Origin of the sequence: Alteromonas sp. 07-89-2 (genome assembly GCF_013113925.1) — a bacterium.
Taxonomy (GTDB): Bacteria; Pseudomonadota; Gammaproteobacteria; order Enterobacterales; family Alteromonadaceae; genus Alteromonas; species Alteromonas macleodii.
This window is the reverse complement of record NZ_VTYM01000001.1, coordinates 194830-207548: the sequence shown is the minus strand read 5'-3', so window position 1 is coordinate 207548 and position 12719 is coordinate 194830. Positions and strand designations below refer to the sequence as shown.

General features: G+C 46.7%; 14 protein-coding genes. 12 read left to right on the top strand and 2 right to left on the bottom strand.

Annotation, left to right across the window (positions count from 1 at the left end; translation table 11 throughout):
* The 10 genes from F0261_RS00900 (at position 1) to F0261_RS00855 (ending at position 10548) form a co-directional block, all read left to right on the top strand.
* A complete protein-coding gene (locus tag F0261_RS00900) occupies positions 1-387 on the top strand; it encodes a RidA family protein (protein ID WP_014975316.1) in 387 nt (128 codons plus the stop codon).
* A gap of 3 nt (positions 388-390) precedes the next feature.
* The gene (gene trmH, locus F0261_RS00895; RefSeq protein WP_014975317.1) at positions 391-1098 is read left to right on the top strand and encodes a tRNA (guanosine(18)-2'-O)-methyltransferase TrmH; all 708 of its coding nucleotides are present in this window, start codon (positions 391-393) and stop codon (positions 1096-1098) included.
* Positions 1099-1292: 194 nt separating this feature from the next.
* The gene (gene recG / locus F0261_RS00890) at positions 1293-3365 is read left to right on the top strand and encodes an ATP-dependent DNA helicase RecG (protein WP_171337026.1); all 2073 of its coding nucleotides are present in this window, start codon (positions 1293-1295) and stop codon (positions 3363-3365) included.
* Complete coding sequence (locus F0261_RS00885; RefSeq protein ID WP_039226914.1) at positions 3358-4143, top strand: class I SAM-dependent methyltransferase; 786 nt, start codon at positions 3358-3360, stop codon at positions 4141-4143. The genes recG and F0261_RS00885 overlap by 8 nt, the downstream gene beginning before the upstream one ends.
* A gap of 1 nt (position 4144) precedes the next feature.
* On the top strand, positions 4145-4618 hold the full coding sequence (locus tag F0261_RS00880) for a peroxiredoxin (protein ID WP_014947810.1): 474 nt from the start codon (positions 4145-4147) through the stop codon (positions 4616-4618).
* 344 nt (positions 4619-4962) lie between these two features.
* Positions 4963-5772, top strand: coding sequence for a hypothetical protein (locus F0261_RS00875; RefSeq protein WP_171336964.1), 810 nt, complete (start codon positions 4963-4965; stop codon positions 5770-5772).
* Positions 5773-5781: 9 nt separating this feature from the next.
* Entirely contained in the window at positions 5782-6816 is a 1035-nt protein-coding gene (locus tag F0261_RS00870; protein ID WP_171336963.1) for an extracellular solute-binding protein, read from the top strand.
* Positions 6813-8333, top strand: a complete 1521-nt coding sequence (locus tag F0261_RS00865) for an iron ABC transporter permease (RefSeq protein ID WP_014975321.1) — start codon at positions 6813-6815, stop codon at positions 8331-8333. The genes F0261_RS00870 and F0261_RS00865 overlap by 4 nt, the downstream gene beginning before the upstream one ends.
* Positions 8333-9364 (top strand): ABC transporter ATP-binding protein, encoded by a 1032-nt coding sequence (locus F0261_RS00860; RefSeq protein WP_171336962.1) that lies wholly within the window; start codon positions 8333-8335, stop codon positions 9362-9364. Before F0261_RS00865 ends, F0261_RS00860 begins: the two co-directional genes overlap by 1 nt.
* Before the next feature lie 2 nt (positions 9365-9366).
* The gene (locus tag F0261_RS00855; RefSeq protein ID WP_171336961.1) at positions 9367-10548 is read left to right on the top strand and encodes an aminoacetone oxidase family FAD-binding enzyme; all 1182 of its coding nucleotides are present in this window, start codon (positions 9367-9369) and stop codon (positions 10546-10548) included.
* A 53-nt stretch (positions 10549-10601) separates the two neighbouring features.
* Here the strand turns inward: F0261_RS00855 and F0261_RS00850 are convergent, their stop codons facing one another.
* The gene (locus F0261_RS00850; RefSeq protein ID WP_171336960.1) at positions 10602-10802 is read right to left on the bottom strand and encodes a LapA family protein; all 201 of its coding nucleotides are present in this window, start codon (positions 10800-10802) and stop codon (positions 10602-10604) included.
* Between the two features lie 152 nt (positions 10803-10954).
* Between F0261_RS00850 and F0261_RS00845 the strand changes: the two genes are divergently transcribed.
* Together F0261_RS00845 and F0261_RS00840 are read left to right on the top strand one after the other, a co-directional pair.
* Complete coding sequence (locus F0261_RS00845; RefSeq protein ID WP_171336959.1) at positions 10955-11167, top strand: hypothetical protein; 213 nt, start codon at positions 10955-10957, stop codon at positions 11165-11167.
* A 43-nt stretch (positions 11168-11210) separates the two neighbouring features.
* Positions 11211-11729, top strand: coding sequence for a hypothetical protein (locus tag F0261_RS00840; protein ID WP_061438967.1), 519 nt, complete (start codon positions 11211-11213; stop codon positions 11727-11729).
* 72 nt (positions 11730-11801) lie between these two features.
* Here F0261_RS00840 and F0261_RS00835 read toward each other — a convergent pair whose 3' ends face one another.
* Entirely contained in the window at positions 11802-12674 is an 873-nt protein-coding gene (locus F0261_RS00835) for a mechanosensitive ion channel family protein (RefSeq protein WP_171336958.1), read from the bottom strand.
* Between the last annotated feature and the right edge of the window lie 45 nt (positions 12675-12719).

Below are 12719 nucleotides of genomic sequence, written 5' to 3'. Positions count from 1 at the left end.
ATGTCTAAGTCTATTATTCAGACCGATAAGGCACCTGCTGCTATTGGTACTTATAGCCAAGCGGTTAAAGCAGGTACTACCGTATATCTTTCAGGTCAAATTCCTCTTGTTGCTGAAACCATGGAAATGGTTTCTGACGACTTTGAAGCGCAAGCTGTACAAGTTTTTGAGAACATTAAAGCGGTGTGTGACGCTGCGGGCGGCACTACAAATGACTTAGTGAAGGTGAACATCTTCCTTATCGACCTAGGTCACTTTGCAACGGTTAATGAAATTATGAGCCGTTACTTCACCAAGCCTTACCCAGCACGCGCAGCCGTTCAGGTGTCTGCATTGCCTAAAGGTGCACAAATTGAAATTGATGGTGTAATGGAACTGCCGGAGTAAGCCATGTCACCTGAGCGTTACCAGCGCATAAGACAAGTGCTGGAAAGAAGGCAAACTGATCTTACGGTTTGCCTTGAAAATGTACACAAGCCGCACAACGTATCTGCAGTAGTGAGAACCTGTGATGCAGTGGGTATTCATCGCGTTCACACCGTGTGGGAAAAGAAATACCAGTTTCGTCGCGGCACCGCTATGGGCAGCCAACAATGGGTGCGTCAAACCAATCACGATAATATCAACGACGCGATGGCTGAACTAAAAGGTCAAGGCATGCAGGTGCTGGTAACCCACTTATCTGATACCGCTGTCGATTTTCGTGATATTGATTACACCAAGCCAACGGCTATTTTGTTTGGTCAAGAGAAATACGGTGCCTCTGATGAGGCGAAAGCCGTTGCCGACCATGACATTGTTATTCCTATGATGGGCATGGTGCAGTCGTTGAACGTATCGGTAGCTGCAGCGTTGGTACTTTACGAAGCCCAGCGCCAACGTACAATTGCAGGTATGTATAACACCCAGCAGTTACCAGAAGAAGAGTGCCAAGCATTGGCCTTTCAAAATGGTTACCCGCGTTTGTATAAACTTTGCCAACGCAAAGGTTTGCCTTTGCCTGCTATTAACGCCATTGGTGAAGTGGATGCCGACGATAGCTGGTGGAAAGAAATGCAGATCACAAAAGCAGAAGCAAACGCGCTAGAGGCCGACTAGGGCCTAACCTATTGGTTGCACTTTTAGTTTTGCTCTTACTTGTATAAGGGCCAGCGTAAAAAACTGGCCTAAAGCGTACTCGCCAACCTCTCAACAATCCTTTACACTTCTTTTCCTATAACACGTTGAATAACACCAGCTTGTGCCAATTCAAAGGTTAAATAGTTAATGTTCCAAAAGAAGGATATCGCTTGATGCAAGCACTGGCCACTACACCCATTACTGCGCTTAAAGGCGTAGGCGCAAAGGTGGCAGAAAAGCTTAACAAAATAGGTTTGTTTACCCTTCAAGATATTCTGTTTCATCTCCCTCACCGCTACGAAGACAGAACCCGTATTTATAGCGTGGCAGAGTGCCGCCCGTTTACCCATGTAAGCGTGCAGGGCGAGGTAATGAGCGCCGATATTCAGTACGGAAAGAAGCGCATGTTAGTGGTTAAGCTTAGCGACGGTACGGGTACCATAACCTTACGCTTTTTCCACTTTGGTGCAGTGCAGCGGTCTATTATGACGCCGGGAAACACGGTGCGGTGTTTCGGAGAAGTGCGTACTGGAAAGTGGGGCATTGAAATGATGCATCCCGAATTTAAATTAGTGGATGAAGACGCGCCACCATCAGAAGAATCACTAACGCCAGTTTACCCCACCACAGACGGTGTTAAGCAGTTAACCCTTCGCAATTTAACTGATCAGGCCTTAAAACTACTAGATAAAGGCGCGCTGGCCGACCTACTGCCCGACGGTATTTACGATGACCAAATTAGCCTTAATGAGGCGCTTCATTTGGTGCATCGCCCGCCACCAGATGTAGACGTACACGAAATGGAAGAGGGGCTGCACCCTGCTCAGTATCGGTTAATTCTGGAAGAGTTATTGTCACACCACCTAAGTGTGTTGAAAGTACGCAAGCTATCTGACGCCCAGCCCGGTATCCCTATTAAGGTGAATCAGCCGCTTATCGATAAAATGCTCGCTCAACTGCCATTCTCACCAACGGGGGCGCAGGCTCGGGTAGTGGAAGATATTCAAAAAGATATGCAGCACGCGCGGCCTATGATGCGCCTTGTACAAGGCGATGTAGGGTCGGGCAAAACCTTAGTTGCGGCACTGGCCGCGCTATCAGCCATTGGTGCAGGGCATCAGGTAGCGTTAATGGCACCTACTGAGCTGTTGGCTGAACAGCATGCCAATAACTTTCGTGGCTGGCTAGAACCTTTAGGTATTGAAGTAGGTTGGCTTGCCGGAAAGCTGAAAGGCAAAGCCCGCAATGAAGTATTAGCCCGCTTAGAAGCTGGCGATATTCAAATGTTGGTGGGTACTCACGCCATCTTCCAGGAAAGCGTAAATTACCAGCAGCTAGCGCTGGTTATTGTAGATGAACAACACCGCTTTGGTGTGCATCAACGTTTGGCCCTTCGTGATAAAGGTGAGCAACAAGGCCGCTATCCTCACCAGCTGATTATGACGGCAACGCCTATTCCAAGAACGTTGGCAATGACGGCCTATGCCGATTTAGACACCTCAATAATTGATGAACTACCCCCAGGCAGAACGCCAGTGCAAACCGTGGTATTACCCGATACACGCCGCGCCGATGTGATAGAGCGCGTACGTCAGGCTTGTAAAGAAAACGGCCGCCAAGCCTACTGGGTGTGTACGCTAATTGATGAGTCGGAAGTGTTGGAGTGTCAGGCAGCAGAAGACGCTGCGGTTACCCTTCGTACTGCGCTGCCAGACTTACACGTTGGTTTGGTACACGGGCGTTTAAAGCCTGCAGAAAAAGCGCAGGTTATGGCCGACTTTAAAGACGGAAAGCTGGATTTATTGGTAGCGACTACCGTTATTGAAGTAGGCGTAGACGTACCTAATGCCAGCATCATGATCATTGAAAACCCTGAACGATTGGGTTTAGCGCAGCTTCACCAGCTTAGAGGCCGAGTGGGGCGTGGTGCGGTAGAAAGTCAGTGTGTACTTATGTACCAGAGCCCACTATCGAAAACCGCTACTCAGCGCCTTGGCGTATTGCGCGAATCTAACGACGGTTTTTATATTGCCCAGCGCGATTTGGAAATTCGTGGCCCGGGTGAATTTATGGGTACTAAGCAAACGGGAATGGCCGAGCTTAAAATAGCAGACCTAGTACGCGACGCAGCTCTTATCCCTAAGGTTCAGGAAATTGCCTATACCCTTTGGGACAAATACCCCTCTCACGCTCAAGCCATCATTAATAGATGGATAGGGCATAAGGAGCAGTACGGTCATGCTTAATCATGTGCCTTTAATTACTTGTGATGACGCCAATAGGGATGACGCTGCATTAATTAGTGCAATCAGCGAAAAGTGGGGTTTTCCTGTTGTTAGCAGCAGTGAAAAGCCTAGCGAAGGCCTGTATTTGCAGGTTCAAAACGGCGTGCTAGGGCTTGCCGACGCAGGTGAGAAAAAAGTGAATCCGGTAGAGGTTGATTTTGCTTCGCCGGCAAGTTTGTATCGCAAGCAGCACGGCGGAGGGCGCAAAGAGCCCATTGTTAAGGCAATTGGTCTCAAAGGCAATGAAGCATGGCACGTAGTGGATGCAACGCCTGGGCTAGGTCGTGATGCCTTTGTATTGGTAAGCGTTGGCTGCAAGGTCACTATGATAGAGCGATCGCCCGTGGTTGCCGCCTTGCTTGAAGATGGTATTCGCAGATTAGCGCTTAGTTTTCCGGAACTTGCAGCTAAAATGTCGCTTCAACATGGAAATAGTGCTGAGGTAATGCAATACTTCACTGGTGAGAATGTGAACGCTATTTACTTAGACCCCATGTTCCCACACAAAAAGAAGTCAGCCTTGGTGAAAAAGGAAATGCGGCTGTTTCAGCAACTGCTTGGTCATGACCCAGACGCAGATGCGCTGTTACCGCCAGCACTAGAGCTAGCCACGCACCGGGTAGTGGTGAAACGCCCAAATAGTGCAGACGTGCTGGCAGGAATAAAAGCATCAATGGCTATTGAAAGCAAAAAACACAGATTTGATGTGTATTTGTGTCAAAAAAATCTAGGAGAGTAGCATGATACAAGTTGGGGGCACTTTGCCTGAAGTAGATTTTAGCCTTTTAGAAAACGGCGAAATAACCAACCCAGGAACGAACGAACTGTTTTCGGATAAACGCGTTGTATTGTTTGCGGTACCCGGTGCATTTACACCGACCTGTTCTCAAGCCCACTTACCGGGCTATGTAGCGCTTGCTGATAAGCTTAAAGCCAAAGGTATTGATAGTATTATTTGCTTAAGCGTGAACGATGCATTTGTTATGGATGCATGGGGCAAAGCGAGCAACGCTGAAGAGATCATAATGCTGGCAGACGGCAATGGTTTCTTTACCAAGCAAATTGGCTTAGACATGAGCACGGGCAATTTCGGCGGCTTGCGTTCGTTACGTTATTCCATGCTTGTGGAAGATGGCGAAGTGAAAAAGCTAAACGTTGAAGACCCAGGTCGTTTCGACGTTAGCGATGCGCAAACCATGTTAGATAGTCTGTAACACCGAAAATACGGCGTTAATAATCTCAAGAGCCCGCAACTAAGGTTGCGGGCTTTTTTCGTTTAGATGTTTGCGAATAGGTTAATTGACTTAAGCGTATACTTGGTCGCCATTTTCATTAAAATGTAACCTATGTATGATCTGGCGCTCTGTAAATAGCGTTGAATATCAGTACGTTCAGTGAAGGTTAATGAACTAACATGTAGTATTCTGTGTCGAAAGTGCAGAAAAAATAAGGGCTAACACACTACGTTACTTAGCATGTGGGCTCGTTCAGTTACCTTTACTTGCTTAATGATAATAAGTATCATTTGCGTGAAAAGACAAACGTTTTAGGAATAATTATGTCAACAACACTGAAAAAAATGAGTGCTTTGGTACTGGCTTCTGCGGTCACTTTCTCGATGCTATCTTCTCAGGCGCTTGCTAACGGTGCCATTGGCGATCACGTGAACAATCTTCACGCGCACATCGGCGAATATACGGAAGAGGTACATTGGTTAGAGAGCAAGTTTGGCAGTGTTGTTGATGCGTATGAAGCAAAAGATAAATCGCTTAAGACCGATGCACTGATTGAGTATTGGGAAGAGGTGGATTTTCACTCTGCTATTGAAACCCAGTATGTGCCTATTTACGCCTCTATTTGGCAAGGTATTTATGGTGTGAAAGTCGCCATTGATGAAGGCAAGCCTGTTGCAGACGTGCGCGTAGAGCAAGAGAAGCTAAATCATGCCTTGTGGCAGGCGTTAGGCGCAGTTAAACTTGCGTCCCAGTATCAAAAGAAAGGCTTAGTGAACAAGGTTCAAACCACCGAAAAAGAACCTACCACAGGCCCTGAAGTTATCGACGATATTAAAACACGTCTTGATCGTGTTGTTGCTAAGTACGCGGAACAGCTTCACGAAGTAGCAACTACACTCGTTCACGATACTTACCTTCAACGATTTGAAGGTGTGGAAGGTGATTTGATTGCGAAAAACGCAGCTTTGGTTGAAGACTTGGAGAAAGACTTTAACGTAACGCTTCCACAAGCTATCTCAAAAGACACTGGCGTTGATTCAGTTCGTAAAGTCGTAGAGTCTATGCAGGCCAAACTTGACCGCGCTCGCGCACTTTTGGTTGAAGTAGAACAAAGTCGTAAAGACGTATTTTAAGGAAGGTGTATGCAACGTAGAACATTCTTACAAGGCTTAGCAGCGGCCGGTGCATTATCTGGTTTGCCGTTTAGTTTTGCTCACGCTATGACACAAACAGGCAGTGTGTCAGTTGAGTCACTGCCTAAATTGGAAGGTGATCTCACACTTTACTTAGGTCGTGGTGAAGGTGGCTTGTACGAGAATGTTCTAAAGGCCATCGAAAAGCGCAATCCAAAGCTTAATCTTAAAATAAGACGCGGCGGCTCTGCGGCATTGGCCAACACCATCGTCGCTGAGACTAAGGCAGGCGTTAAACGTGCCGACCTTTTCTGGGCTGTAGACACGGGCTCAATTGGCATGGTTACTGATGCTGGCGCGGCTAAGTCGTTGCCAGACGACCTTACTGCGCAGCTGCGTGAAGATTTTCAGTACCCGAGCTGGTCACCGGTAACAGGTCGTGTGCGTACACTGCCTTATAACACTGAGCGTGTTAAACCGGAGCAAATCCCTGAAAGCGTGATGGCGTTAGCCGACAGCGATTTAAAAATTGGCTGGGCGCCAGCCTACTCATCGTTTCAGTCTTTTGTCACGGCAATGCGCATTTTAGAGGGCGATAAAGCCACTAAATCATGGCTTAAAGGCATTAATAAGCACTCGAAAAAGTACGCAGGTGAACTTGGTGTAGTGATGGGCGTTGAACGTGGTGAAGTCGATATTGGCTTTGCGAATCACTACTATACCCTTCGCCTTAAATCAGGTAAGCCAAATGCAAACGTAGCGCTTGCGTACAGTAAAAGCGACGCAGGTTGCCTAGTAAATGCGTCTGGTATTGTGGCATTAAGCGACGGTGACTTGCCGGTTAACTTTATTCGTTACCTACTTTCGCACGAAGTTCAGTCTTATCTTGCTCGCGAAGCCTATGAAATTCCTCTGGTTCAGGGGGTTGAACAGCCGCAAGGCTTAGCTGACCTAAGCACGCTGTCACCGCCTGAAATGGACCTTCGTAAACTGGCTGACTTACGCCCTACACTTAATCTTATGAGGGAAGTTGGCGTACTGTGACAAATTGGCCAAAGTCGTATCCACTGGCACTTCTTATCGCGCTGATGGCTTTATTGCCCGTCGGCGTTTTGTTTTCTCTAGCTCAAGATAGTGCGCAACTTTTTGATACTCATAACTTAAGGGTACTAGCGAACACGGTGTCATTGGTGGTGCTTACCATTATTGGCTCTGTACTTATCGGAGTGCCGCTTGCCTTTTTAACCGCTTATGTGCAGATGCCATTTAAGCGGTTTTGGCTCATTTTACTTGCCGCGCCATTAGCACTACCAAGCTACATTGGCGCATTTGCGATGTACTTTTCATTTGGCACAGGTGGCGAAATTGAAAACGTACTGGGAATTAGCACGCCACCTATCAGCGGCCTTTGGGGCTCTGCGCTGGTCATGAGCCTTTATACTTATCCATTTGTCATGATGACAACCCGTTCAAGCTTACTGAGTTTAGATGCAAGCTTAGTTAACGCGGCGCGTACGTTAGGGTTAACCTTAGGCGCAAGCTTATGGCGAGTGGTTTTACCGCGTGTTGTGAATAGCGTTGCCGCAGGGGCACTCCTTGCTGCACTTTATGCGTTATCCGATTTTGGTACGCCTGCAATAATGGGCTTTGACACTTTCACCCGTGTTATTTTTGTTGAGTATAACGCCTTCGGTCTTAGTCAAGCCGCCATGCTGAGCCTTCAGCTAATGGTTATTGTTGGGCTTATTCTATTTATAGAAAGCCGTATTAGTGGCGCTCAAGAGCGCCCAGGTAAGCATTTATCGTTGTTTCCTGCTCGCTGGCAGCGAAACCTAATGTTGCTGGCTACTATGCCGGTGGTATTTATGGCTATTGTGCTTCCCCTTGCTATTTTTACGCTGTGGTTAGTGCGAGAAGGCGCCGGCGGTTTTGAATTTAGCTATGCGTGGAACTCAGCTCATGCGTCATTTATTGCAGCGATTGTTGCTGTATTACTAGCCATTCCGGTGGCTCACGCCGCTATTGCCGGAAAAGCTGGACGTTTTATGGAGCGCATTACTTATTTTGGCTTTGGGGTTCCGGGTATCGTAATGGGGACGGCCCTGGTTTATGTTGGCCTTCAGTTGCCAGCGCTCTATCAAACGTTAAGTCTGCTTGTGATGGCTTATGTACTGCGCTTTATCCCACTTGCTGTGGGAAGTGTAAGAAGTACGGCTGAGAATATTGATTCAGGTCTGGTAAAAGCCGCTCGTGTGCTAGGCGCTAGCCCGCGTGAGGCATTTATGCGAATTACGCTGCCATTAACCCTTCGTGGTATGATAGCGGGTGCAGCGCTTGTGTTCTTAGAAGCCATGCGCGAACTACCTGCAACGCTTATGTTAGGACCTACAGGGTTTGAAACCTTAGCTACCTATATGTGGCGTGTTTACGAAGCGGGTTACTTTGGCCGCGCAGCCGTGCCGGGGCTTTTACTTGTTTTATTATCAGGTGTGGGATTAATTCTCATGCTGTCGGGCGAAAGAAAAGCCCAGTTTACCGTTACCGAGGATGATCGTTCGTAATGCTTAGTGTAAATAATTTGTCTGTGAATTATGGGTCTACCCGCGTTGTCGACAAGTTAAATCTTGAGCTTGGACAAGACGAAATCCTGATGCTGGTGGGGCCAACCGGCTGCGGTAAAACCACCATTTTGCAAGCGTTGGCTGGGCTTATTCCTATTTCAGAAGGTGCTATGAGCCTAGGTGAATGGGAGAGTACAGCAAACAAACATGTTCCGCCTGAAAAGCGTAACGTGGGTATGGTGTTTCAAGACTTTGCGTTGTTTCCTCATCTTACCGTTCAGCAGAACGTTTGCTTTCGTTTAAAAGACACTAAGCTGGCCGATCATTGGCTTCAATTATTAGGCCTAGATAACTTCCGCGATGCAAAACCTGCACGTCTTTCTGGCGGTCAGAAGCAGCGCGTTGCGCTAGCAAGAACGCTAGCTCACGAACCTTCCTTTGTATTGCTAGACGAACCCCTTTCAAACCTTGATGCTGCGCTAAAAGACAGCTTGCGCTGGGAAATTCGCGATGCCTTAAAAAAAGCAGGCGTACCTGCTATTTGGGTAACGCACGATCAGGAAGAGGCGCTAAGCGTTGGCGATAGAGTGGGTATACTTAATAAAGGTGTGCTTGAGCAATTAGACACACCTGAAGCCTGTTACTCTTCTCCTGCCAGCCGTTTTGTGGCGCGTTTTATGGGCGAGGCGAGCTTCTTAAGTGCGACGTTCGATAGCAGCGCAGCAAATACAGACAACACAGTGGTTACCGATATTGGTAATGTGCCGGGCACACCGCTTCAAGGTGCAAGCGGCAACGTAGACTTGTTGGTACGCCCTGACGATTTAAGCTTAGATGCTACACTAAGTGAAACTAACTGTACGGTTGAATGGGTACGCTACGAAGGCGAAAGTCGGCTTTACGCGGTTGTCTTAGATTGCGGCGACGAGCTTAAAGTACGAGTAAGCCACGAAAATGCTATAAAGCCCGGTACTCGCGCCTTCGTACAGCTAATAACCACACATCCATTGGCCGTTTTTCCTAGAGGTTAATTGTGATCAAGCGCGATGTAATTGTTATTGGTGCAGGAGCTGCAGGGCTTTTTTGTGCGGCGCAGGCCGGCGCGCGTGGACGCAGCGTAGAAGTGCTTGATCACGCCAAAAAAGTGGGCCGAAAAATCCTGATGTCCGGCGGTGGCCGCTGTAACTTCACTAACATGTATGCAGGCCCTGAAAACTTTCTTTCGCAAAACCCTCACTTTTGTAAGTCGGCACTAAGTCGCTATACCCAATGGGACTTTATTGGCTTGGTTGCCGAGTATGGCATTGCCTACCATGAAAAAACCTTGGGCCAACTGTTTTGTGATGATAGCGCCAAAGAGATCGTCGATTTACTGCTAAATGAGTGCAACAAAGCGGATGTGACGATTACCACTCGTTGCGACATTCTAAGTGTAGAAAAGACTGAAAGTGGGTACTCACTTACAACCTCGAATGGTGAGTATGAATGTGAATCCCTTGTAATTGCTACCGGCGGTTTAAGCATGCCCAAGCTAGGAGCCACGCCATTTGGCTATAAAATAGCGCAGCAATTTGGTCTTAACGTTTTACCTACTCGTGCAGCACTTGTTCCTTTTACCTTGCACGATAAAGATAAAGACACACTGGCAGAGCTTAGCGGTATCGCAGTTGATGTATATGCCAGCTGCAACGACACTACGTTTAAAGAGGCAATGTTGTTTACCCACCGAGGGTTAAGCGGCCCTGCCATGCTCCAAATTTCCAGCTATTGGGAAGCGGGTGACAGCTTAAGTATCAACATGCTACCTAACGACGATGCTACGGCGCTTCTACAAACTGCACGCACAGAGACGCCAGACGCATTGCTTGCTACCTGTTTAAATAAAGTATTTCCAAAGCGTATGGTACAGAGCCTTATTGAGTATCATAGTTGGCGCAACGTGCCGGTGAAACAGCTGACTCACGGCGAGTGCGACGCCATTGCTGACACCCTAGAGAATTGGCAAATAAAGCCAAACGGCACAGAAGGATATCGCACCGCCGAGGTTACTATAGGCGGTGTAGATACCAATGACCTATCATCAAAAACCATGATGGCGAAAAATGTCGAAGGCCTGTACTTCATTGGCGAAGTGGTTGACGTTACTGGTTGGCTCGGTGGCTTTAACTTCCAGTGGGCGTGGAGCAGTGGTTGGGCAGCAGGGCAGGTGGTTTAGTTCAGACCCCGCAACTCGTTATTAGCATGAATTGGTAATGCGTCAGTGACGCATTATCTCTTCTTTTTAACGCTAAAATAATCTAGCAAACCGTAGGTTAACGCTCCTAGCGCGAACATAACGACCATTAACAAAACCAGCGGAATCTGAAACTCAAAAAGCAAAATTTGAAGACTGATTGTATCAATATTTTGAAAAAGTATAGCGCCTAGTAAAGCAACTAATGACAAATAAATTGCGACTTTAGTTTTCATATAATCTCCTCTTCTTTCCCTTACTGACGATTTTTACTACGTCGAAGTCACAACTTTTGATAAAAAATTTTAATTTTATTTTTTCGTGTTTTGTGACTTTTGATCGCGGGGGCGCATCTATTACGACAAGACCCAGAAAAACGAGGTAAAGAATGAGAGTAATTGCAACTACGGTATCGCTTTTACTGCTTTTTTTGTTTGCGGCAAGTGTTCTTTTAAGTAAACAAGATACTTATATAGCGTCAAGTTTTAACAGTTTGTCTGTTCCGGTTGCGGCTGTGATTTGTGCTGCATTTGCAATAGGAATGACGGTGGGTATCTTGATGTCCAACTCTAAGTACAACGTGTTTAAAAGCGAAAGCTAATAGATCAATTAAGTTAGCATCGATTAGTAGTAAGGAGAATTAAATGAAATATTTGGTTTTAGTTTTTGCAAGTGTAGTAATCCTATTGGGGTGTACTTCAACACCTAGCATGGAAAACTATACAAATGACCCAGATAGAATGTGGGAAGAAGGTAAAAAGCTTTCTGAGAGAGGGGAAAAATTATTAACAAGAGGTGAAAAAGATTTAGAGAAGGCGCGTGCCATGCTTAGAGAGGGTGAAGGATCTATTCAATCCGGAACTGAGAAAATCATCGCGGCAAAGCAAGCTTACCAGTTGGCTGTACTACAGCTAGGCGCTTCCACTAGTCCAAAAGAAGTTGCGTTTGAAGCGACCACACTCTCTTCAATAGGAGAGCGGTGGGAAGATGCCATCAATGAAGTTAGAAAGGGTAATTCGTTGATTGAAAAATCCAAAGATCGTCAAGTGGAAGCATTTGAGCGTATTAAGGAAGGCCAGCAATTGATTGAACAGGGAAGTAAGTTTATCCGCAACAGCCAGAGAATAAAATTAAACGCACCAATCATCGGTGAAATCGAATAAAACGAAGGCGTGGCTGCGATGCATGCACTGATGCGTCGCAGCTGTTCAGCTAGCAGAAATCTTGTGTCAGCATTAAGGACGCCAATTCTGTTCTGTTTTAGTCAGTACTAGCTCCCCATCAATATGAACATCTCGTTGCGGAAAGGCGACCACAATTCCCGCTTTTTCGAAGGCTTCACAGATAAGAAAGCGAAGGTCACTACGAGACTTACGCCGCTCCATCTCTGAGCTCGCATTTAGCCAATAGTACACCTCAAAATTAAGGGCATTGTCGCCAAAGTCGTCAAACATTACCGCGGGCGCCGGGGTTTTTAGAACACCGTCAAGCTTGCCTACGGCACTGTAGATGAGTTGTTCCACTTCTCTTACTGAAGAGCCGTACGCAACCCCTACCTTTACCGAGGTTCGCGTTTCAGTATTCACCAGATTCCAGTTAATGACTGTATTTTCCAGCAGCTTGCTGTTAGGGACTAGCATATGCACCCCATCTACTCGGCGAATACGCGTTGAGCGGGTATTAATGGCTTCTACTCGGCCTCGGGTATCATCTACTTCTAATGTGTCTCCAATGCGAATTGGCCGCTCCCACATCAAGATCCAGCCACTTATAAAGTTGTTTATTATATTTTGCGCACCAAAACCAACACCAATCGCTACTGCACCTGATACAAAGGCGAAAGCAGTTAACGGGACATTCAAGATATCGAGGGTGGTTATCACTAACATGACCAGCACCAATATCTGCACAACGCGATTAATTAAGTGCACCGCGTCGGGTGTTACTCCATTTTTGATAAGCAAGCGTGGAATAATTTTAGAAATGAATTTAAGTAGCCATACCGCCACGATTAGCATTAACGGGATTAGGATCAGCATGCCAACCGTGAATTCACGAGACATAAACTCGAAGACAGGTCGGTTTACAAAAGCAATGAAATCGTTCATCGAGTCTCCTCAACGTTATAGTTTTGTACCAAGCTCAGCGGAATA